Annotated in this window: 18 protein-coding genes and 1 pseudogene; 5 read left to right on the top strand and 14 right to left on the bottom strand. The window is 65.7% G+C overall.

Features of this window, described 5'->3' with window-relative positions; translation table 11 throughout:
- Positions 1-18: 18 nt before the first annotated feature.
- From OKW37_RS14240 to OKW37_RS14260, 5 genes are all read right to left on the bottom strand, one after another.
- A complete protein-coding gene (locus tag OKW37_RS14240; RefSeq protein ID WP_429405785.1) occupies positions 19-1,317 on the bottom strand; it encodes an HlyD family efflux transporter periplasmic adaptor subunit in 1,299 nt (432 codons plus the stop codon).
- A 34-nt stretch (positions 1,318-1,351) separates the two neighbouring features.
- Entirely contained in the window at positions 1,352-2,872 is a 1,521-nt protein-coding gene (locus tag OKW37_RS14245; protein ID WP_429405782.1) for an efflux transporter outer membrane subunit, read from the bottom strand.
- A 55-nt stretch (positions 2,873-2,927) separates the two neighbouring features.
- The gene (locus tag OKW37_RS14250; RefSeq protein WP_184043431.1) at positions 2,928-3,365 is read right to left on the bottom strand and encodes a MarR family winged helix-turn-helix transcriptional regulator; all 438 of its coding nucleotides are present in this window, start codon (positions 3,363-3,365) and stop codon (positions 2,928-2,930) included.
- 106 nt (positions 3,366-3,471) lie between these two features.
- Positions 3,472-5,034, bottom strand: coding sequence for a DHA2 family efflux MFS transporter permease subunit (locus OKW37_RS14255; RefSeq protein WP_429405780.1), 1,563 nt, complete (start codon positions 5,032-5,034; stop codon positions 3,472-3,474).
- Positions 5,035-5,119: 85 nt separating this feature from the next.
- The gene (locus tag OKW37_RS14260) at positions 5,120-5,557 is read right to left on the bottom strand and encodes a MarR family winged helix-turn-helix transcriptional regulator (RefSeq protein ID WP_429405778.1); all 438 of its coding nucleotides are present in this window, start codon (positions 5,555-5,557) and stop codon (positions 5,120-5,122) included.
- Positions 5,558-5,753: 196 nt separating this feature from the next.
- On the opposite strand from OKW37_RS14260, the gene OKW37_RS14265 reads away from it, so the two are divergent.
- Both OKW37_RS14265 and OKW37_RS14270 read left to right on the top strand, forming a co-directional pair.
- The gene (locus OKW37_RS14265) at positions 5,754-6,176 is read left to right on the top strand and encodes a VOC family protein (protein WP_090805131.1); all 423 of its coding nucleotides are present in this window, start codon (positions 5,754-5,756) and stop codon (positions 6,174-6,176) included.
- 200 nt (positions 6,177-6,376) lie between these two features.
- A complete protein-coding gene (locus OKW37_RS14270) occupies positions 6,377-7,087 on the top strand; it encodes an SDR family NAD(P)-dependent oxidoreductase (protein ID WP_429405775.1) in 711 nt (236 codons plus the stop codon).
- A 31-nt stretch (positions 7,088-7,118) separates the two neighbouring features.
- Here the strand turns inward: OKW37_RS14270 and OKW37_RS14275 are convergent, their stop codons facing one another.
- The 5 genes from OKW37_RS14275 to OKW37_RS14295 all read right to left on the bottom strand — a co-directional run bounded on the left by OKW37_RS14275 (position 7,119) and on the right by OKW37_RS14295 (position 12,930).
- The gene (locus OKW37_RS14275) at positions 7,119-8,063 is read right to left on the bottom strand and encodes a LysR substrate-binding domain-containing protein (protein WP_429405773.1); all 945 of its coding nucleotides are present in this window, start codon (positions 8,061-8,063) and stop codon (positions 7,119-7,121) included.
- A gap of 166 nt (positions 8,064-8,229) precedes the next feature.
- Positions 8,230-9,330 (bottom strand): NAD(P)H-dependent flavin oxidoreductase, encoded by a 1,101-nt coding sequence (locus tag OKW37_RS14280; protein WP_429405771.1) that lies wholly within the window; start codon positions 9,328-9,330, stop codon positions 8,230-8,232.
- Positions 9,331-9,388: 58 nt separating this feature from the next.
- The gene (locus OKW37_RS14285) at positions 9,389-10,672 is read right to left on the bottom strand and encodes an MFS transporter (protein WP_429405769.1); all 1,284 of its coding nucleotides are present in this window, start codon (positions 10,670-10,672) and stop codon (positions 9,389-9,391) included.
- Positions 10,669-11,877: a YbfB/YjiJ family MFS transporter gene (locus OKW37_RS14290; RefSeq protein ID WP_429405767.1), complete on the bottom strand. Its 1,209-nt coding sequence runs from the start codon at positions 11,875-11,877 to the stop codon at positions 10,669-10,671. The genes OKW37_RS14285 and OKW37_RS14290 overlap by 4 nt, the downstream gene beginning before the upstream one ends.
- Positions 11,878-11,997: 120 nt before the next feature.
- A complete protein-coding gene (locus OKW37_RS14295) occupies positions 11,998-12,930 on the bottom strand; it encodes a LysR family transcriptional regulator (protein WP_429405765.1) in 933 nt (310 codons plus the stop codon).
- 222 nt (positions 12,931-13,152) lie between these two features.
- On the opposite strand from OKW37_RS14295, the gene OKW37_RS14300 reads away from it, so the two are divergent.
- On the top strand, positions 13,153-13,866 hold the full coding sequence (locus tag OKW37_RS14300; protein WP_429405763.1) for a cytochrome b: 714 nt from the start codon (positions 13,153-13,155) through the stop codon (positions 13,864-13,866).
- Between the two features lie 179 nt (positions 13,867-14,045).
- On the opposite strand, the pseudogene OKW37_RS14305 reads toward OKW37_RS14300, so the two are convergent.
- From OKW37_RS14305 to chrA, 4 genes and pseudogenes are all read right to left on the bottom strand, one after another.
- Positions 14,046-14,209: pseudogene (locus OKW37_RS14305) on the bottom strand (Hsp20/alpha crystallin family protein); the annotation flags it as partial.
- A 48-nt stretch (positions 14,210-14,257) separates the two neighbouring features.
- A complete protein-coding gene (locus OKW37_RS14310; RefSeq protein ID WP_184022848.1) occupies positions 14,258-14,533 on the bottom strand; it encodes a DUF1488 domain-containing protein in 276 nt (91 codons plus the stop codon).
- A 171-nt stretch (positions 14,534-14,704) separates the two neighbouring features.
- Entirely contained in the window at positions 14,705-15,559 is an 855-nt protein-coding gene (locus tag OKW37_RS14315) for a potassium channel family protein (RefSeq protein ID WP_429405761.1), read from the bottom strand.
- A 156-nt stretch (positions 15,560-15,715) separates the two neighbouring features.
- Positions 15,716-16,957 carry a chromate efflux transporter gene (gene chrA / locus OKW37_RS14320; RefSeq protein WP_429405759.1) on the bottom strand — a complete coding sequence of 414 codons (1,242 nt, stop codon included), beginning with the start codon at positions 16,955-16,957 and terminating at the stop codon, positions 15,716-15,718.
- A gap of 281 nt (positions 16,958-17,238) precedes the next feature.
- Between chrA and acs the strand changes: the two genes are divergently transcribed.
- Both acs and OKW37_RS14330 read left to right on the top strand, forming a co-directional pair.
- The gene (gene acs, locus OKW37_RS14325) at positions 17,239-19,215 is read left to right on the top strand and encodes an acetate--CoA ligase (RefSeq protein ID WP_429405757.1); all 1,977 of its coding nucleotides are present in this window, start codon (positions 17,239-17,241) and stop codon (positions 19,213-19,215) included.
- Between the two features lie 31 nt (positions 19,216-19,246).
- Entirely contained in the window at positions 19,247-19,858 is a 612-nt protein-coding gene (locus OKW37_RS14330; protein WP_429405755.1) for an acetate uptake transporter, read from the top strand.
- The last annotated feature ends 211 nt before the right edge of the window (positions 19,859-20,069 follow it).

The following is a 20,069-nucleotide window of genomic DNA, read 5'->3' on the forward strand; positions in this document are numbered from 1 at the left end:
GGCTGCGCTTGACGCGCTTCAACCCGCATTTGCCTTGTGCTCGTGCGACGCCACGCGTTGCGATTGCGATTGCGCGGCCATCGCGCGCGAGACCATTTCGTTTTGCTTGATGATCTTGTCGATCTCGGCGTCGGCCTGCGCATCGTAGTGCGCGAAAACATCGGTGCGATAGCGCGTGTTCTGCGCCGCGCCCAACTGCGAACCGGATTCGTCGCGCGTGTCGGCGTCGACCGCCATCGACAGGCCGATACGCAGCGGATGCGCTGCCAGCTCGGCCGGGTCGAGCGCGATGCGAACCGGCAGCCGCTGCACGATCTTGATCCAGTTGCCGGTGGCGTTCTGCGCCGGCAGCGTCGCGAACGCGCTGCCGGTGCCGGCCGAAAAGCCCTCGATACGCCCGTGATACCGCACGCCTCTACCGTACACGTCCGATGTCAGCGTGACCGGCTGGCCGATCCGCATGTGCTTGAGCTGCACTTCCTTGAAGTTCGCGTCGACCCATACGCCGTCGAGCGGCACGATCGCCATCAGCGGCGTGCCGGGCGCGACCCGCTGGCCGACCTGCACCCGGCGCTGCGCGACGTAGCCGGTCACCGGCGCCGGCAAGGTATCGCGCGCATATGCGAGCCACGCGGTCCGCACTTTCGCGGCGGCGGCCTGCACGTCCGGATGCTGCTCGACCGTGGTGCGATCGGTCAGCGCATGGTTGGCTTCACCCTGCTGGCGCGCGGCTTCGAGCGCGGCCTGTGCGACGCTGACCGCGTCGCGGGCGTGTGCGATGTCCTCGGCGGACACGGCGCCCGTGTCCGCGACGGCCGCGCGGCGGCGCAGGTCGTCGCGGGCGCGGCCCAGATCGGCTTCGCGCTGAGCGACGTTCGCCGCGTAGAAGTCGTTGTTGACATACAGGCCGCTCACGCGTCGCACGGTCTGGCCGAGTTGCGCTTCGGCATCGGCAAGCGCCAGTTTTGCATCGGCCGGATCGAGCGTGACCACAGGGTCGCCCTGCTTCACGATCTGCGTGTCGTCGGTGTTGACGGCGATCACGGTGCCGGTGACCTGCGGCGTCAGTTGCACGAGATTGCCGCTGACGTACGCGTCGTCGGTCACTTCGTGATATCGGCCCTCGGTCAGGTAGTACCCGCCGTAGGCCGCGCCCGCGAGCATGACCGCAGCGCCGAGCAGCGCGATCAGGCGTTTGCGGCGTGCCGGCGGCATGGCCTTGTTATCGTCTTGGGGCGCGGCAGGCGCTTGCCCGCCGGTCTTCTGTTCGTCTTCCCGATCCGCCAGTTCGCGGTCGGTCGTGATCGAATCGCTCATTGCAGTTCTCCTGATAGGTTTTCCGACCTGCCGTTCAACGTGCGGCAACCGCGGCATTGGCTTGACGGGTCGGGACGGCGGCGACGTCCGCGTGATGGCCGGTGCTGGCCGACGTATCGACGTAGCCGCCGCCTAACGCCGACGCGAGCTCGATCTGCTGGTCGCGGCGGTTCATTTTCAGATTGGCGATCGCCTCGTCGGCGTTCAGCGCGGTGACGTCGGCGTTGAGTACGGTCAGCTGGTTGGTGAGGCCGGCCTTGTATTGCGTGGTCGCCAGTCGATCGGCATCGCTCGCGGCCTGCTGCGCGGCCTGCGCATCGCCGAGCTGCGCGTCGCTCGAGCGGATCTGCGCGATCTGCGTCGCCACGCCGCTCAGCGCGCCGATCAGCGTCTGGTTGTAGGTCGCCACCGCATAGTCGAACTCGGCGTAGCGGCCCTTCAACTGCGCGCGCAACTCACCCCCATCGAAGATCGGCAGATGGATCGCCGAGCCCACCGAGGCGGTGCGACTCGCGGCGCTCAAAAGGCGGCCGAAGCCGAACGCGTCGAAACCGATCGCGGCGCTCAGGTTGATGTCGGGATAGAACTCGGCCTTCGCTTCCTTCACCTCGTGCGTGATCGCATCGACGCGCCAGCGCGCCGCGACGATGTCGGGCCGGCGGCCCAGCAGATCGGCCGGCAGGTTGTCCGGCAAACGCACGTCGTCGCCGACGCCGAGCGTCGGCCGCGTGATCGCGAGTCCACGGTCGGGACCCTTGCCAAGCAGCGCCGCCAGTTGATACCGGGTGGTCAGGATGCTGCCGTCGAGCGCGCTGACGCGGGCACGGCTCGTGGACAGATTCGCCTCGGCCGTCTTGCGCTCCACTTCGGTATCGAGGCCGTTTGCGATGCGGCTCGCGGTGATGCGGTCGATCTGCTCGCGCCGCGCGACTTCCTGCTGCGCGATGTCGCGCAATGCGTAGAGCCGCGCCAGCTCGTTGTAAGTGCGGGCGATCGAGGTGTCGAGCGTGAGCCTGACGACTTCCACGTCGGCCTCGCTCGCGGACGCCTCCGAGACAGCCGCGCGCAGCGCCTCGCGGTTCTTGCCCCACAGGTCGAGATCGTAAGAAGCGCTCAGCAGCCCCTTGTTCTCGGTCTGCCAGGAGCCGGCGTACGGCGGCGGAATCAACGCGGTGCTGCTGTACTGCTGGCGCGTCAGCGTGTACGACGCATCGACGCGCGGCAGCGTGTTCGCCCTCGCCGTTTCGCTATAGGCTTGCGCCTGCTCGACTCGCGCGCGCGCCTGGTCGAGCGTCGGACTACCTTGCAGTGCCTCGGCGATCAATGCTTTCAGTTGCGCGTCGCCGAACTGGTCGACCCAGTCGGCGGATGGCCAGTGCCCCTGCTCTTGCGGGAGGCTCTGGGACGTTTCCAGTTGCCGTGGTTGATCGATCTGCTTGTCGCTGTGGATGCCCGCATAGTTTGCACATGCCGCCAGCACCGCGAAGGAGATCACCGAAACACCGAGCTTCAGCGAACGGGCGACGGTGTTTGCCCTAGAAGTCTGCGTTTTCATTTTCTGACAAATCAGATTAATGGATGAAAAAAAGCGCGGCACACGGCCGCGCCGCTCAATCGCCTGTGAACTTGCGAAGCAGGCGGTCCAGCTCGGCAAACTCGCCCTTCGTGAATTTGCGCAAGCGGGCGTTCAACACATGCGGTGCGACTTCCGGAATCCGTGCGGCGGTTTTCTGCCCCTCGGCGGTCAACGTCAAATTGACCACGCGGCGATCTTGCGGGTCGCGGGATCGTTTCAGCAGCCCCTTGGATTCCAGCTTGTCCAGCATTCGTGTCATCAGGCCGGTGTCGATTCCGAGCAGCTTCGACAGTTCGAAAGGCGTGCTTGCCACACCCTGCTTCAGCGAAAGCAGGATGCCCATTTGCTGGCCGTTGATGTCGAGGTCCTTGAGTGCCGCGTCCATCTCCGCCACGACGACGTTGCGGGCCTTGACGAGCCTGAAGCCGATACTCTCGGTAAGCATGAAGTTCTTCGTCGTGTAATGGTCCATGGCGGTGTCCTCCTCGTTGATTTGAACAATATCTGCATTATCAGATAACGTCAAGAAGAGGATTGTGTGTTTCACTTTCCGTCCGAACCGGGTTGCCAGATTGGATTCAATGTCCGCCGGTGGCTGCCGCGCCCGCGGCACCACCCTTGGCCGGCTTCGTCACCCAGATCAGCGGGATGATGACGACAAAGATCACCGCCGAGATCCAGAAGATGTCGTTCAGGCCGAGCATCGTCGCCTGCGCGTTCAGCGAGGCTTCGTAAAAGGCCGTGGCCTTGGGAACGCCCGCGTCCAGCGCCGCCTGCAAGTGCGCGATCGCGCCGGTAAAGCCAGGATCGTCCACGCTCGTTTGCTCGGCAAGGCGCGCATGGTGCAGGATCGTACGGTCGTTCCACGCGGTGCTCATCAGCGACGTGCCCACCGCTCCCGCGAAAATGCGCACGAAGTTGGACAGACCCGCCGCCGCCGGAATCTCCTCCGGCTTCAGACCCGACAGAATGATCGCGGTGAGCGGCGTGAAGAACAGCGCGGTTGGAATGCCTTGCAGCAGCGTTGGCAACACCAGTGTCCAGGCGTCGACGCCGGTCGTGTAGTTCGAGCGCATGAAGAACACGCCGGCGAATCCGACGAACGCAAGCGTGGCAAGCACCCGCATGTCCGAACGAGGCATGATCTTGCCCATCACCGGCGCGAGGATCACGGCGAAAATGCCGAGCGGCGCGGTCACGAGCCCCGCGTCCACCGCCCGGTAGCCGAGAAAGCCCTGAATCCACTGCGGCAGGATCACGAGATTGGCGAAGAAGATGGCATAGGCGACCGAAATCGCAATCGTGCCGCCGAGAAAGTTACGTCTGGCGAAAAGCCGCAGGTTGACGATCGGTTTTTCCTCGGTCAATTCCCAGATCAGGAAGAACAGGAAGCTGACCACGGCGACGATCGTCAGCACCCAGATCACCGGCGAGCTGAACCAGTCGAGGTCGCGGCCCTTGTCGAGCATGATCTGCAGCGGCGCGACCCATGCGATCAGCGAGATCAGTCCGACCTTGTCGATCGGAAGTTTGCGGGCCGGCGTCTCGCGGTCGCGGTAGATCGCCCAGATCGCGCCGGCGGCAAACAGGCCGACCGGCACGTTGATGTAGAAAATCCACGACCAGCTGTAGCTGTCGGTGATCCAGCCGCCGAGCGCCGGGCCCGCGATCGGCCCGACCGTCGCCGTCATGGCCCACAGCGCCAGCGCGTTCGAACTTTTTTCCTTCGGAAACGACGCGAGCAGCATGGCCTGCGACAACGGCACCAGCGGCCCCGCCACCGCGCCCTGCACGACACGGGCGGCGAGCAGCACCATCAGGTTCGGAGCGAGCCCGCACGCCGCCGATGACAGCACGAACAGCAGGATCGCCCAGACGAACAGCCTGACCTGGCCGATGCGCTGCGTGAGCCACCCTGTCAACGGAATCGACACCGCGTTGGCCGCGGCAAACAGCGTGATGACCCATGTGCCTTCGTCGATCGACACACCGAGGCTGCCGGACAGCGTAGGAATCGCGACGTTGGCGATCGACGAATCCAGCACGTTCATGAAGGTGGCGAGCGCCACCGCAAACGTGCCGAGTGCAAATTTTGCGCCAGTCAGTTGGGCCGGCGCGCCCGGGTTGGCCGATGGATTCATGTCACGTCCTCGTCTCGGTTCGAAGCGCCCGTCAGTCGCGGGCGATTATCTGCAATGTCAGATAAATGGTTAAAAAAATGCCGCCTCAGCGGTCGAGCAGTCTTAAAAGCAGCAGGCTCAACGCGTCGAAATCGGACTTCGAGAAATGCGAAAGCCGCTCGCTCCATGCTCCCTGGATAACCCGTGTGTTCCGGGCGGCGACGGTCTGCCCTTCCTGCGTCAACGACACATCCACGAGACGACGATCCCTGCCGTTGCGGGCGCGCTCGATCAGTCCGCTGTTTTCGAGCTTGTCCAGCACTCGGGTCATCCGGGCCGGGTGGACGCCCGCCAATTTCGACAGTGCGGCCGGTGTTTTCACTCTCCCGCGCGCTAGCGTAAGCAGAACGCCGCGCTCCTGCAGATTCAGTCCTGCATCCGCGAGCCCCGCCTCGAGTTCGCTTGCAATCAGCTGACGCGCCTGACCCAGCACGGACACCAGCTTCTGCGTGCGCTCAAAGTCTTCGTTGATCGAATCATCCATCGGTCGCCTCCTCGATATCTGACTTTAATATATTTGACTATGCAGATTGATGCAAGCGGATTTCCTCGCCGTATGCGCTACATGGTGTAAAAACTGAATTGAACTGCCGGCGACTATTGTCGCGATTCCTTGGGGCGAAAATCTTTCCGGCGCGGATTCGGGCGCTGCCCGCTCTCACTTCAGGAGTGACAGAAGGATGACTGACAAACCGCTTACGCTGGGTATCGATCACGTCGGACTCACCGTCCGCGATCTGAACCTCACACGCGACTTCTTCGTGAAGTGTCTGGGCTGGCAGCAGGTGGGAGAAAGGCCTGCCTATCCGGCTGCGTTCGTGTCGGACGGACACGTCGTGGTGACGCTCTGGCAGGTCACCGATTCAAGCCGCCTCGTCGAATTCGATCGCAAGGTCCATGTCGGACTGCATCATCTTGCGCTGCGCGTGGGCAGCGAAGAAGCACTGCAGGACATCTTCGCGCGCGTGTCCGCCTGGCCGGGCGTCAAAGTCGAATTCGCGCCCGAAGACCTCGGCGGCGGGCCCAAACGCCACACGATGGTGTACGAGCCGGGCGGCATCAGACTCGAATTCGATCACGACCCGCGAACGCAGGCATCGTGAACGCGGATGCGCGCGACAGACCGGCCGACACCAACAGGACCACTGCCGACACGCGCCATCACTCACCGCTTGTTCCTGCGGCGCACAACTGTTTGTCTGCGCCTTGTGTGCAAAAGAGGAGCACGACCTCATAAATTAGTAGCTATCGGAGCCATCAGGCCGATCACAGATTGCTGATCCAACCTACTTCGAGGTTCACTATGAGTCAGTCTCCCAAAGTCATCGTGGTCACCGGTGCATCGCAAGGCATCGGCGCCGAAACCGTCAAGGCATTTCGCAAGCTCGGCCATAACGTGGTCGCGACATCGCGCGGCATCAAGCCGTCCGACGATCCCAACCTCGTCACCGTGGCCGGTGACATCGCCGATCCGGACACGGCTCGACGGGTGATCGAGACCGCCGTGGCGCGTTTCGGTCGTGTCGATACGCTCGTCAACAATGCCGGCATTTTTGTCGCCAAGCCGTTCACCCAATACACCGCGGAAGATTACGCGACGATCACCGGCATCAATCTCGCGGGCTTCTTCCACATCACGCAGCTCGCGATCGCCGAGATGGAGAAGCATGAGCGCGGGCACGTGGTCAGCATCACGACGAGCCTCGTGGATCACGCGATTGACGGCGTGCCGTCGGTGCTGGCCTCGCTGACCAAGGGGGGCCTCGCCGCCGCGACCCGCTCGCTCGCGATCGAGTATGCGAAGCGCGGAATTCGCGCCAACGCGGTTTCGCCCGGCATCATCAAGTCACCGATGCACGCGCCCGAAACGCATGCGGCGCTTGGCGCATTGCATCCAGTGGGTCATATGGGCGAGATGAGCGACATCGTGAATGCGATCCTCTATCTCGACTCGGCACCGTTCGTGACCGGCGAGATTCTGCATGTGGACGGCGGCCAGAGCGCAGGCCACTGAGCGGGCCATGCGATGAAGCGGCGCGCGCCGCTCAATGCGCGCGCGTGTTCGGCGCGGGCGTCGCGGGTTTGGCCAACTGCTCGACGAGAAATTCGACGAAAGCTCGCACGCGCGAGGTCAGGTAGCGCGCGTGCGGATAAAGCAGAATGAATGGTCGCGTGCGTCCGCCCGCTTCGCGCAACACTTCCACGAGCCGACCTTCGCGCAGGTCGTCCTCCACGACGAAGCGATACGTCTGAAACAGGCCCGCGCCAGCACGCGCGAGCGTCACGCCGGCGAGCGCATCGCCCGACGTTCCATAGTTTCCCGTCGTCAGCACGTCGCCATCTTCAGGCGAACCCTCGAAGGTCCAGGCGAGATGACGCCCGCTGCTCGGCAGTTCGAACTGGATGCACTCGTGCGCCCGCAGGTCCTCGACGGTTTTCGGCACGCCCGCGCGCTTCAGATAGGCGGGCGCCGCCACCACGACCATTTCCGCGTCTTCGAGCTTGCGCGCGACGAGGTTTGAATCGGCCGGCGCGCGTCCGCGTATCGCGAGATCGAAACCTTCGTCCGCGAAATCGATGTTGCGGTTGCTCAGATGCGTCTCGACCCGGACTTGCGGATAGCGCTCGCGAAACGCCGGCAGCAGCGGCAACACGCGATAGTGCCCATACGGCGTCGGCATGCTGATGCGCAGCACGCCGGCCGGCGTGGTCTGCTCGCCCGTCACTTCGCGCTCGGCGTCCATCAGTTGCGACAGCGCTTGCCGGCACTGCTCGAAGTAGCGCCGCCCCGCGTCGGTCAGACGGATCTGGCGCGTAGTGCGCACGAACAGGCGCACGCCGAGCCGTTCCTCGAGCCGCGCCACCGAGCGGCTCACCGCCGCCGGTGTGACACTCGCGGAGTTGGCCGCCAGCGTGAAGCTGTCCAGCTCCGCCGCGAGACAGAAGAGCTCGATGCTGCCCAGCAGGAGATCGTCGAATTTGCGTTGCATGCCTGTCCGCCTTTGTTTTATTGGCTTGAGAACCCGTCGATCGCGGCCACGCTGGACCGAATGCATGGGTGCGGAACCGAGGCTGGAAGCTAATCGGACATCGGCCCGCGCATGCACCACGCGTGCCGATGAGTTCCGTCTCTGCGATGGTATTGAAGCTGGACTGCTAGTTCCACGCCGATTGGAGCCGCTCGATACTTTCTCGCGTTTCGCGTTCCAGTTGCGCCATCAGTTCGCCGGCAGGCAGCGAACGCGCAAGCGGCGCGGCCTGGCCCGCCCATTGCGCGCCGTAGCCGAATTCACCCTTGGCCTTGGCGGCTGCATTGAGCGCCTTGCCCGCGTCATAGGTGATCGGATAGGACGGCGTGCGCGGGGCTTGCGGGTCCTCGCCGAGCGCGGTGAAGCGATTGACGATGCTGCGCGCGAGCCGCCCCGAAATGGCCGACGTGAACGTCGTCGAGCGCGCCGCATCGCTGAGCAGCGCGCGGCGATAGCCGTCGTCGATCGAGGTTTCCGGGCACGCGACGAACGCCGTGCCCAATTGCGCAGCCTGCGCGCCCAGCGCTAGCGCGGCCGCGATGCCGGCGCCGTCCATGATGCCGCCCGCCGCGATCACGGGCAGGTCGAACTCGCTCGCGAGCAGGCGCGTCAGCGCGAACGTGCCGAGGCGTTCGTCGCGCCCGGTCGTGTCGAACACGCCGCGATGACCGCCCGCTTCGATGCCCTGCGCGACGATCGCATCGACACCCGCCTCGACGGCCGCCGCCGCTTCGTCGAGATTCGTCGCGCTCGCCAGCAAACGGATGCCCGCGTGCTTCAGTTGCGCGATCACCGCATCGGGCGGCAAGCCGAAATGGAAGCTCACGACGGCCGGCTTCTCCGCGAGCAGCATCGCCTGCATCGTGGTGTCGACGACGAAGCTCGTGTAGATCTCGCAGAGCGCTTGCGGCGGCGTCGCGCCGTATTGCCGGAACACCGGTTCGAGCCAGTCGAGCCATGCACGCTCGACGGCCGCATCGGGTGTCGCCGGGCGATGGCAGAACACGTTGACGTTGAAAGGCTTCGTCGTTAGCTCGCGAGTCTGATGGATCGCGCGGCGCGCGTTCTCCGCGTTCATCGCGGCAACGCCGAGCGAGCCGAGACCGCCCGCGTTCGACACCGCGGCGGCCAGCGCCGGCGTGGTGACGCCGGCCATGGGCGCCTGAATGATCGGCTTGTCGATGCCGAGCGTGCGCAGTAACGCGCGATTATCCGCTTGTGTGCTCATGTTCCCTTCCCACCGGATGCGTTAAACGATTCGATGTGCCTGCCAGCTTGCCAGCATGTCAGGCCCCAGCGCGGCGGTGCGCCCAGCCCGCGAGGCCGCCGCAAGCGATCAGCAGCGCGCCGGTCACGAAGAACACCGCGTGCAGCCCGAGATGAACGCCGATCACGCCGCCGATCACCGGTCCCACCACCTGGCCGCTGAATTGCGCCGATTGCAGATAACCAAGCATGCGGCCGGTCCTGCTTTCATCCACCGATTGCCGCGCCAGCTTGCCGATCGAGGGCAACAGGCCCGCGAGCGTCATACCCATCAGCACGCGCAAAGCCGCGAGCTGCCACCAGTGCGTGACGAAGGCTTGCGGCACCATCGCCAGCCCCGTGAGCACGAGGCAGACAACGATCACGCGCCAGCTCCCGAACCGGTCGGCCAGCGCGCCGAGGCGCACGGCCGTCAGCATGCTTCCGAGCGCCGAGCATGCCATAACCACGCCGGCCACGCGCGCCAGATGCGTGGCATTCACGCCAAGGCCGCCGATATACACGGTGATGATCGGCTCGATCGACATGTTGGCGAGCAGCACCATCATCGCGGTCACGAGGAGCGCGGCCACCACCGCGTAATTGGTGCGTCGGGCGGGCACGTCGGCGGTGCCGCGCGCATGAGCTTTCGCGTCGCTATCCGGGTGAAACTCTTCCTTCACCACGAAGATGGTGAGCAGCGCCGCCGCCGCGATCATCGCCCCGCCCGCGAAGAACGTGCCGCGAATGCCGATCCAGTCTGGCAGCACGCCGCCGATGAGCGGCCCGACCAGATTGCCCGCGAGCGCGCCCGTCGAAAGTATGCCGAGCGCCCAACCCGCGCGCTCGCGCGGCGCCTGGGTGCCCACCATCACCGTGGAAGCCGATGCATAGCCGCCCACCAGACCTGCGATCAGACGCAGCGCGACCAGTTCGTAGACATTGTGCGCCACGCCGATCAACGACATCACCAGGGCCATACCGATCGCCGCACGAACAAGCATGGGTTTGCGGCCGAAACGGTCGGCCAGACGCCCCCACAGTGGCGCGGTAAGAGCGGTGCCGAGGAAGGTCGCGCCGAAGGCGATGCCCGACCACTGGATCACGGCGGACGGCGAGCTGACGCCCAGTTGCCGCACGTAAAGCGGCAGGAACGGCAGCAGCATGCTGAGGCTCACGAGCGTCGTGAACGAGCCGATCACGCAGACGACCAGATTGCGCCGCCAGTACTGGAGGTTGCGCTCGGCGTAGCCGCGTGGCCGCGCGTCGCGCTGCAGGTGCGTCGGCACGAGCGCCGCCGGTGAAGAGGAAACCGTGGCATTCATTTCACGCTCCGTGCGGAAAACAGATCGACGCCGAGTGCGAGCAGAAGCGCCACCGCGCCAATCGCGTAGAGCACCAGATAATTGCCGCCGCTTGAAGAGAACACGAACGAAAGACCGTAGGCCGCCAGCGCCTGCATCACGGCGAAGCTCGTCGTTGCGCGGCTCCATGCGCCCTTGACGGCGGACGGATGGTGCGCGAGCAACTCGTTCACGCGGCCGAGCGCCAGCGGCACGATACCCGGCGTGAATGCGCCCACGACAAAGGCGGAGACCATCAGCCCCGCCGACCCGAACAAGCCCGCGGCGGGAATCGCGACCGCAACGGCCTGCACCAGATACGCGACGCGCAGCGCGCGGCCGAAACCCGCGCGATCGGCGAGATGCCCCGCCGCGAGCGGCCCGACGATCGCGCCGAGGCCGTACAGCACCCAGAATTCGGCGCCCGCATCGACGCCGCGGCCAAGCCCGCGCGCAACGAAATCGACGAGGAACAGCATGTGCGGCACGAGCCCCACCGCGTTCAGACCATACTCGGCATAGAGCGCGCGCAGGCCGGCACGAGGATAGGCCGGCGCTGTTTCGAAGCGCGAACGTGCAGCGGCGTGCGCGGGTGCGGTGTGCTCGGGCCAGCCGTTCCACGCGACGGCGGTCAGCGCGAGCGAAACGGCCGCGAGCCCGAGCCAGGTCCACGTGAGCCCCTGACGCAACAGAATCGGCACGATCGTGCCCGAGGCCGCGATGCCGAGCCCGATCCCCGTGAAGATGCCACCGCTCGCGAAGCCCCGGCGCGCCGCCGGCACGTGCGCGAGGATCGTGGGTGCGGCGAGCACCATCAACGCGCCGCCCGAGAGCCCCGAGGCCAGGCGCCAGATGAAAAACCACAGGAACGACACGGGCACCGCGCAGGCCACGAAGGCGATGGTCGCGAGCAGCATCATCGCGCGCAGCACGGTGGCGGGTTTCGCCACGCGTACCATCGCGCCCGCCAGCAGTGCGCCGGCCAGATAGCCGCCGAGGTTCGCCGCGCCGAGATAGGCCGCGCTCGAGGCGGGAAACCAGTGCGCGCCGATGATAGCCGGCAAAAGCGGCGTATAGGCAAAGCGCGCGAGACCGATGCCGATCAGGCTCGCGCTGGCCCCGGCGAGCGTGCCCCGCCAGACGTTGTAGCCGGCCGGAGCGGCCGGATTCGAGATGGCTTGCTGCATGACGACTCCCATGGACCGGTGCTGTTAAGCACCCGATGAATATGGGAGCCAGTCTAGAACGACTCGCATCTCGGGAGAATCACCGCACTGCGTAAGTCATTCTTCCGCGCGGCGATCGAATCAGCGTCGATCGGCGTCGGTGATTTGCTGAGCCCACTCGAAATACTCGCGCAGCAGCGGCGTGGCGAAATCGACGAAACCGCGCACCTTCGGCACCGCAAGGCGCCCGTGCGGCGTCACCAGGTTGACGGGCAACGGCGCATGCTCGCTGTCGCGCAGCACGATTTTCAGCGCGCCGGCCTTGACCTGCTCGGCCACGTGATAGGAGAAAAGCCGCGTGACGCCATGCCCGGCCACGGCCGAAGACAGCGCAGCGCGAATCGTGTTGACGATGAAGCGCGGCGTGAACCGGACGACCTGCGGCAGCGCCGTTAGACGGGCCGCCGGAAAGCTCCACGAATCGAGCCCGAAATGCGTCATCGAGATGATCGGATGGCTGGCCAGATCGGCGGGGACATCGATGGCCGGGTGCGTGGCGAGATAGTCGGGCGAAGCGACCACCACCCGCCTCACCTCGCCCACCGGAATGGCGACGAGCGTGGAGTCCTGTAGATGAGCGATGCGCAACGCCACGTCGATGCCCTCGTCGACGAGGCTCACGGGCCGGTCGAGCAGGTGCAGGCGGATCGACGCCTGGGGATGGCGATCGAGAAACGAATCGACAATCGGGCGCAGCACCTCCTCGCCCACCGCCACCGCCGCCGTCACGCCTAGCAGTCCGCGCGGCGCGGAGCGCTCGTCGGCTGCCAGCAGGTCCGCCTCCTCCAGATCCGCGAGGATGCGCCGGCACGCCAGCGCATAGCGCTCGCCCGCCTCGCTGAGCCGGATCGTGCGCGTGGTGCGGTGTAGCAGCGGCGTGCCCGTGTGCGTCTCCAGAAACGCGATGGCCCGGCTCACAGCCGCGGGCGAGCGGCCCAGCCGACGGCCTGCGCCCGCCAGACTGCCCTCGTCGAGCGTGGCGACGAATACCTTCATGGCGTCGATACGGTCCATTGCGTGTTTGAGCTTGAGATTGGGCCTAGGTGGCGCCGCAGTCTTTTAGGGCGGTGAGTTCCGGCACGATCTTAGCGGAATACGAGAAGCGACAGCGTGGCATGCACGGCTGCACAATCGTAAGACTGAATGTGGCGCTAGTGCGGCGCTTGGCATACCCTGAAGAAGTTGTTCAGCAGGTCCTGGTACGCTCCGCTGCCGCTAGCGGGCTGGGTACGTCAAATGTCGCGAGCACCGCGAGCTTGCTGCGCCCGTGGTGATGGCACTCCGCGTGCAAGCTCAGCCAGCGTTTTTTGTGGCGTCTCAGCCTCAACGTTTCCATCCTGTTCGCTCGATCCGATGACCAACCTCAAACATTCATCCGCGACCGCGACGGCGACGCGAATCGCAGCCGGCGATGACCGCACGCAATACGACTCTTTCTCGATCCTGTTGCATTGGATCACGGTGATTCTGGTGTTGGCCCAATTTGGACTCGCCCAAACCTGGGGGTTTGCGCCTAAACCCACGCGTCACCTGATGATCGTTTCCCACATGTCGTTTGGAATATTGCTTTCGGCCGTGTTGATCGTGCGCATTGGGTGGCGTCTGATACCCGGACATCAAACTCCCGTGTCTGCCGCGGGATGGGTCGAGCTGGCCGCGAAAGGCGTCCACTATGTTCTGTACGCGCTGCTGGTCGGCGAAGCGGTACTGGGTTTCGTACTGCGATGGTCCGGCAACGAATCGATGAGCTTTTTCGGGCTGCGGATGCCCTCTCCGTTCGCGCCGACCAGTAAGGCGACGCATCACGCCATTGGTGAGGCTCATGATTTCGTCGGCTGGGCCATCATCGTCATCGCGGCGGGACATGCCGCCGCCGCGCTGTTTCATCACTATGTGCTGCGCGACGACGTGCTCAAGCGCATGCTGCCGGGCAAAGCGGGCGACGCGTAAGCCGCTCACTTGCCCGCCCGGCGCTCGACCGATAACGAAACAATCGGCTTGCTCGCGCTGAAGCACACCCATTCGGGTGTGAAGGTGCGCGAGCGCTTTCCTGCAGACTGGCGCGCGCTTCAGCCGGACCTTCGCCGCAACAAAAAGGCGCGCCCGTGACAGCGCGCCATCCTCGCGTGTCAGTCGATGGTCAGCCGCTTGCGATCGCCCGACGCCTTTTTCGGCAAGCTGAGCGACAGCACGCCATCCCTGTACTCGGCTTCGCGTTCGCCTCGTCGACCTCGCCGCCGAGCGCGAACGAGCGGCTGAAGGTGCCGGCGTAGCGCTCGCGGCGGATCACCCGCCGCAACGACGAGTCGTCGATCCACGTCAAGCGTGCCCGCCCGACCCGTCACGCGCAAAACCTGAAAAACCCGCTATGCAGCAGCACGGGCCTGGCGCCGAGCTCGTCGAGCAGACGCCGCGCGGCCTGTTCGATCTGGGAACGGTGCGCGAGGAACGCCTGGAGCAGATCGTCTTCCCGCAGCGAGCGCGCGCCGAAATGGTCTTCGAGCGCCTCGGCCGTGATCGCGCACTGCACGGGCCGATCGTCGACGAGCGCCGGAAACGCCAGCACCAGATCGCGGGCGCAGTATTCGGGCATGCAGGATGGAAAGGAAATGTGCATGGTGACGCCCCCCACGGGCATGAAGTGCCGCATCGGCGGATGCGAGGTAGCGGAGCCGCCGCGACGTCTCCAGCTTAATCACGCAATCCATGGCGGATTTGACGTGCGTCAAGGCGGAGTCCGCACGGTCCGCGCTGGCCCCGTTTGCCGCGGCCCTGTCAGCGCAAATGGTCATTCGCCCGTGCGCGTCAGGGAACCCGCAGCGGCGTCGCCGCGTCGCGCGGCGGCGTCGAGCGTTTGCCGCAACGCCTTCAGCTCAGCGTGCAGGCGCACGATTTCATCGTTCAGATGCTTGATATCCCGATGCATCTCGCGTCGCAACGCCCTCTCTTCCTTGCCGATGAATGCCGCGGCGATGCTCGCGAAGACCAGCGACAACATGCCGTAGCCGAGCAGCACGACAAATGCCGCGAACACACGCGAGGCGGGCGTCGTCGGCGCGATGTCGCCATAGCCCACGGTCGCGCTGCTTTCGAACGCAAGCCACAGCCCTTCGGAGTACGAGTGCACGTGTGGTTCGAGCCAGTAAAATCCGGCGCCGGCCATCGCGAGCACGAGCGCGCCGGCGAGCAACAGCCACATCAACCGGTTCGGCGTGACGAACTCGCGCAGCGACAGCACGATGCGCAACGCGACGACACCCATGAACGACAGCCGCAGCAGCCATTCGACGGGCTGCCACGGCGGCGTTCCGAAACCGATGCTGAGCGCCGCGCCCAACGCGATGAGCAGGTCGAGCCAGTTGTTCGCGAGCAGCGTCTTCGGCCGTCTGCTCAGATGGGCCAGCCAGGTGAACGACAACGCGAAGCCGGCGAACATGCCGACGTATAGTGTCCGCGACAGGCTCAGCGCCAGCGGGGTGGGCACCGTCAGTTCGACGTAGAACGCGGGGATCGCGCAAAAGCTCAGCGCGCACAGCCCCCAGCGCAGGTGGCGCCATGCCCGCACGGCGCGCGGACCGTCGTGCGCGCTGGCACCGCCCAATCCGTAGCCGCCGAGGCCGTGGTCGATCATGTGGTCCGTCATCGCGCGAATGGCTTCCGGCCTGTCGGGTTTCGCGCGATACCGTCGTGGTGCCGCAAACGCACCAAGGCCGCGCGATCATCGTTGCAGGCTAACCGACCCGCGGCTGTCAGCCTTGATGCAGATCAGTGCTGGTGCAAGGCGTGCGCGATCAGCCTGTCAGAGCGGGTGCAGCACCGTTTGCGCGACGCCGGCCGCCACACACAGCACGACGACCGCAAGCGGGGGCACCTTCCAGCGCAGCAACAGCAAAAAGCCGATGCACGCCACGGCGAAATCCGTCGCCGACAGGACCGCGCTCGTCCACACCGGCGAATAAAGCGCGGCGGCCAAAAGGCCGACCACCGCGGCATTGACGCCGGCAAGCGCCGCCGCCATCGCCGCACGCGCGCGCAGCGCCTGCCACCACGGCAATGCGGCGAGAACGAGCAGCAGACCCGGCAGAAAGATGCCCACTGTCGCCAGCAGTGCGCCGCTCCAGTGTCTGGGTGGCAGCGCCATCATCCAGCCGAGAAACGCCGCGAACGTGAACAGCGGTCCGGGTACGGCCTGGGCCGCGCCATAGCCGGCCAGGAAGTCGTTGGGCGCGACCCATCCGGTCGCGACGGTTGCCCGCTGCAACAACGGCAGCACCACGTGGCCACCTCCGAACACGAGCGCGCCGGAGCGATAGAACGCATCGAATACGCGGATGCCCTGCGAGGTCCCGCTTGCCGCCCATAGCGGCAACACGAACAGCAATGCGCAAAAGACCATTAGCGCGACGATGCCTGCCGTGCGCGACACCTGAAAATCGCCGGCCCGCTGAGGAATGGCGCGTGGCGCTTGCACCGCCGTGGTCCGGCACAGCGCGACACCGAGCACGGCGCCGGCGCCGATCACGATCAGTTGGGCGTAGACGGTGCCAGGCACACTGAGCAATCCGAGCGATGCGAGCGCGATCGCCGCACGGCGGCGATCCGGACACAGACGCCGCGCCATGTCCCAGACAGCCTGCGCGACGACGGCCACCGCGACGAGCTTCAGGCCGTGAATCACGCCCGTGCCGATCGCGCCGCCCAGGTCCGGCGCGATCGCGGCAAAGGCCAGCATCACGAGTACCGACGGCAGCGTGAAGCCGCACCAGGCCGCTAGCCCCCCACCCCACCCGGCCCGCAGCAGCCCGATCGAAAACCCCGCCTGGCTGCTCGCGGGTCCCGGCAGAAATTGGCACAGGCCGATCAGGTCGGTGAAGGCTTCATCGTCGAGCCAGCGGCGCCGCTCGACGAACTCGCGCCGGAAGTAGCCGATGTGAGCGATCGGACCGCCGAAACTGGTCAGCCCGAGTTTCAGAAAGACGATGAAAACCTCGATCACTCGCGTGAGCCGTGAGCGGCGCGGCGACGACAAATCAGTATCCATGGATGTGCGGGTTCGAACGATGCCGATTTCGAGAGCCGGCGGGCAAGGCGCCGTCGACGGGCTTCGTGTTTGACGACGCACAGTATAGAGGCCTACGGCGCGACCACGCGCCGCACCCGCGCTTGATCTGGGTCAATCGCGCCCCTTGCTTCCCGCAACACACTGGTCGCGACATCCAGAGCACTGTTCGAGTCATGCGCGCAGCCGCGCCGCCGATCGTTGGATATCGGCAGTCGCGGTGTGCCCGTCCCATATCATTCATTCAAGCCAGCGAGGAGACTATGTCCACTGTCGCCATCAACCATCAAGCGCCGGAAACGGCCGCCCCGCCGCTTCTGACGGACACGGCCATCGACGGCATGGCCGCCTACGAAGCGCTCGTCAACGAAGCGCGCAGCGACCGGACCGGCTTCTGGGCGCGGCTCGCGCGCGAGCATCTGAGCTGGCACCGGCCCTTCACCAAGGTACTCGACGAATCGAACGCACCGTTCTTCAAATGGTTCGACGACGGTCTGTTGAACGCGTCGTACAACTGCCTCGATCGTCATCTGCACGACGGCAATGCCAACAAGACCGCGATCATTTTCGAGGCCGACGACGGCAGCGTGACGACCGTCACCTACCGGCAACTGCATGCGCGCGTGTGCCGCCTCGCGAACGCGCTGCGCGCGCGCGGCATCGCGTGTGGGGACCGCGTGATGATCTATCTGCCGATGTCGATCGAAGGCGTCGTCGCGATGCAGGCCTGCGCGCGCATCGGCGCGTTGCATTCGGTCGTGTTCGGCGGCTTCTCGGCGAAGTCGCTGCATGAACGGATGATCGATGTCGGCGCCGTCGCCGTCATTACCGCCGACGAGCAGATGCGCGGCGGCAAGAACCTGCCGTTGAAATCCGTCGTCGACGAAGCGCTGAAAATGGCAGGCACCGACGGCATCCATACCGTGATCGTCTATCGGCGCACGGGCGGCTCGATCCTGTGGGACGAACCGCGCGACTGCTGGCTGCACGAACTCGAAGCGGCCCAACCCGACACCTGCGAGCCCGAATGGGTCGGTGCCGAGCATCCGCTGTTCGTGCTGTACACGTCCGGTTCGACCGGCACGCCGAAGGGCGTGCAGCACAGTACGGCGGGCTATCTGCTGTGGGCCGCCGTCACGATGAAGTGGACCTTCGACCTCCGCGCGGACGACGTGTACTGGTGCACGGCCGACATCGGCTGGATCACGGGGCACAGCTACATCTGCTATGGCCCGACCGCGGTCGGCGCGACCCAGGTGATTTTCGAGGGCGTGCCGACGTGGCCGGACGCGGGACGGTTCTGGGAGATGATCGCGCGGCACAAGGTCAGCATCTTCTATACGGCGCCCACCGCGATCCGCTCGCTGATCAAGGCCGCCGAGACGGACAGCGGCGTGCATCCGCGCCGCTTCGACCTCGACTCGTTGCGTTTGCTCGGCACCGTCGGCGAGCCGATCAATCCGAGCGCGTGGGAGTGGTTTGCGCGCGAAGTCGGCGGCGGGCGCTGTCCGGTGCTCGACACCTTCTGGCAAACCGAAACGGGCGGCCACATGATCACGCCGCTGCCGGGCGCAACACCGCTCGTCGCGGGATCGTGCACGTTGCCGCTGCCTGGCATCGAGGTGGCGATCGTCGACGAAACCGGCTGCGAACTGCCGAACGGCCAGGGCGGGCTGCTGGTCGTCAAGGAGCCGTGGCCGTCGATGGCGCGCGCGATCTGGGGCAATCCCCAGCGGTTCCGCAGCGGCTACTACCCCGCGGACCTGGGCGGCAAGCTCTATCTGGCCGGCGACGGCGCGATCCGCGATGCGCAGACCGGCTACTTCACGATCACCGGCCGCATCGACGACGTGCTGAACGTGTCCGGCCACCGCATGGGCACGATGGAAATCGAATCGGCGCTCGCCGCGCATCCGCTGGTCGCGGAGGCCGCGGTCGTCGGCAGGCCCGACGAGACCATCGGCGAAGCCATCGTCGCGTTCGTCGTGCTCAAGGGACCGCGCCCGCAAGGCACCGAAGCAAGGCAGCTCGCCGACCAGTTGCGCGCGTGGGTCGGCAAGGAAATCGGGCCGATCGCCAAACCGAAGGAAATCCGCTTCGGCGACAGCATGCCGAAGACGCGCTCCGGCAAGGTCGTGCGGCGTCTGCTGCGTTCGGTCGCGAAGGGAGAAACGCTCGCACAGGACATGTCGACCGTCGAAAACCCCGCCGTGCTGCGGCAGTTCGGCCACCACGAGTAAGCCCCCCCGGATCGATTCAGGAGACTTCACGATGAAACCCACCGCACCCAACCCCGCATCGCTCGGCCTTGCGGCTTTCGCGCTGACCACCTGGCTGCTCAGCATGATCAACGCAGGCTGGTTCAGCGGCGGCTCGCTCGGTCTCGTGCTCGCCGTCGCGTTCGCGTTCGGCGGCAGCATGCAGATCGTTGCCGGACTGATGGAGATTCCGCGCGGCAACACGTTCGGCGCCACCGCGTTTCTGAGCTATGGCGCGTTCTGGTGGTCGTTCGGGCTGTTTGCGTTGTTCCTGCACGAGCAGGTGCCGGCCGCGTTCGTCGGCTGGTATCTGCTGTTGTGGGGCGTCTTCACGTTCTATATGTGGATCGCGACGTTCCGCTCATCGCGCGCGCTGCAGGGCGTGTTCGTCGCGCTGTGGGCAACCTTCTTTCTGCTCGCGGCCGGCGAATGGCTCGGTTCGGCGACACTGCGGCACGCGGGAGGCTATGGCGGACTGCTGACCGCGCTGCTGGCGTTCTATCTGTCGGCGGCGGAGATCATCAACGAGTCGTTGGGCCGCACCGTGCTGCCAGTCGGCGCGAAGCCCGGGCTCGTCAAAATGGAAACGGTCGGCGCCGCTGTGGTGACGCGTTTTGCGGAGTGACTGATTGCGCGCATTCGGCGCTTCATCAAGCCCGTCGCGAATCCGACATGCGCGGCGGGTTTTGTCGTCTGGCCGTGCTCATTCAGGCGCGCACTTCGCCCTCGATCGTGCAACGGGGCGCCATCCCATGCCCCTGGCTTTGCCACGTCCCCGGGACGGATACCACTTGTGGCGCGCGCACGTCCCAGCACGATGCCGATCACCGTTTCGA

The organism is Paraburkholderia sp. MM5482-R2, assembly GCF_050436125.1.
Classification (GTDB): domain Bacteria; phylum Pseudomonadota; class Gammaproteobacteria; order Burkholderiales; family Burkholderiaceae; genus Paraburkholderia; species Paraburkholderia tuberum.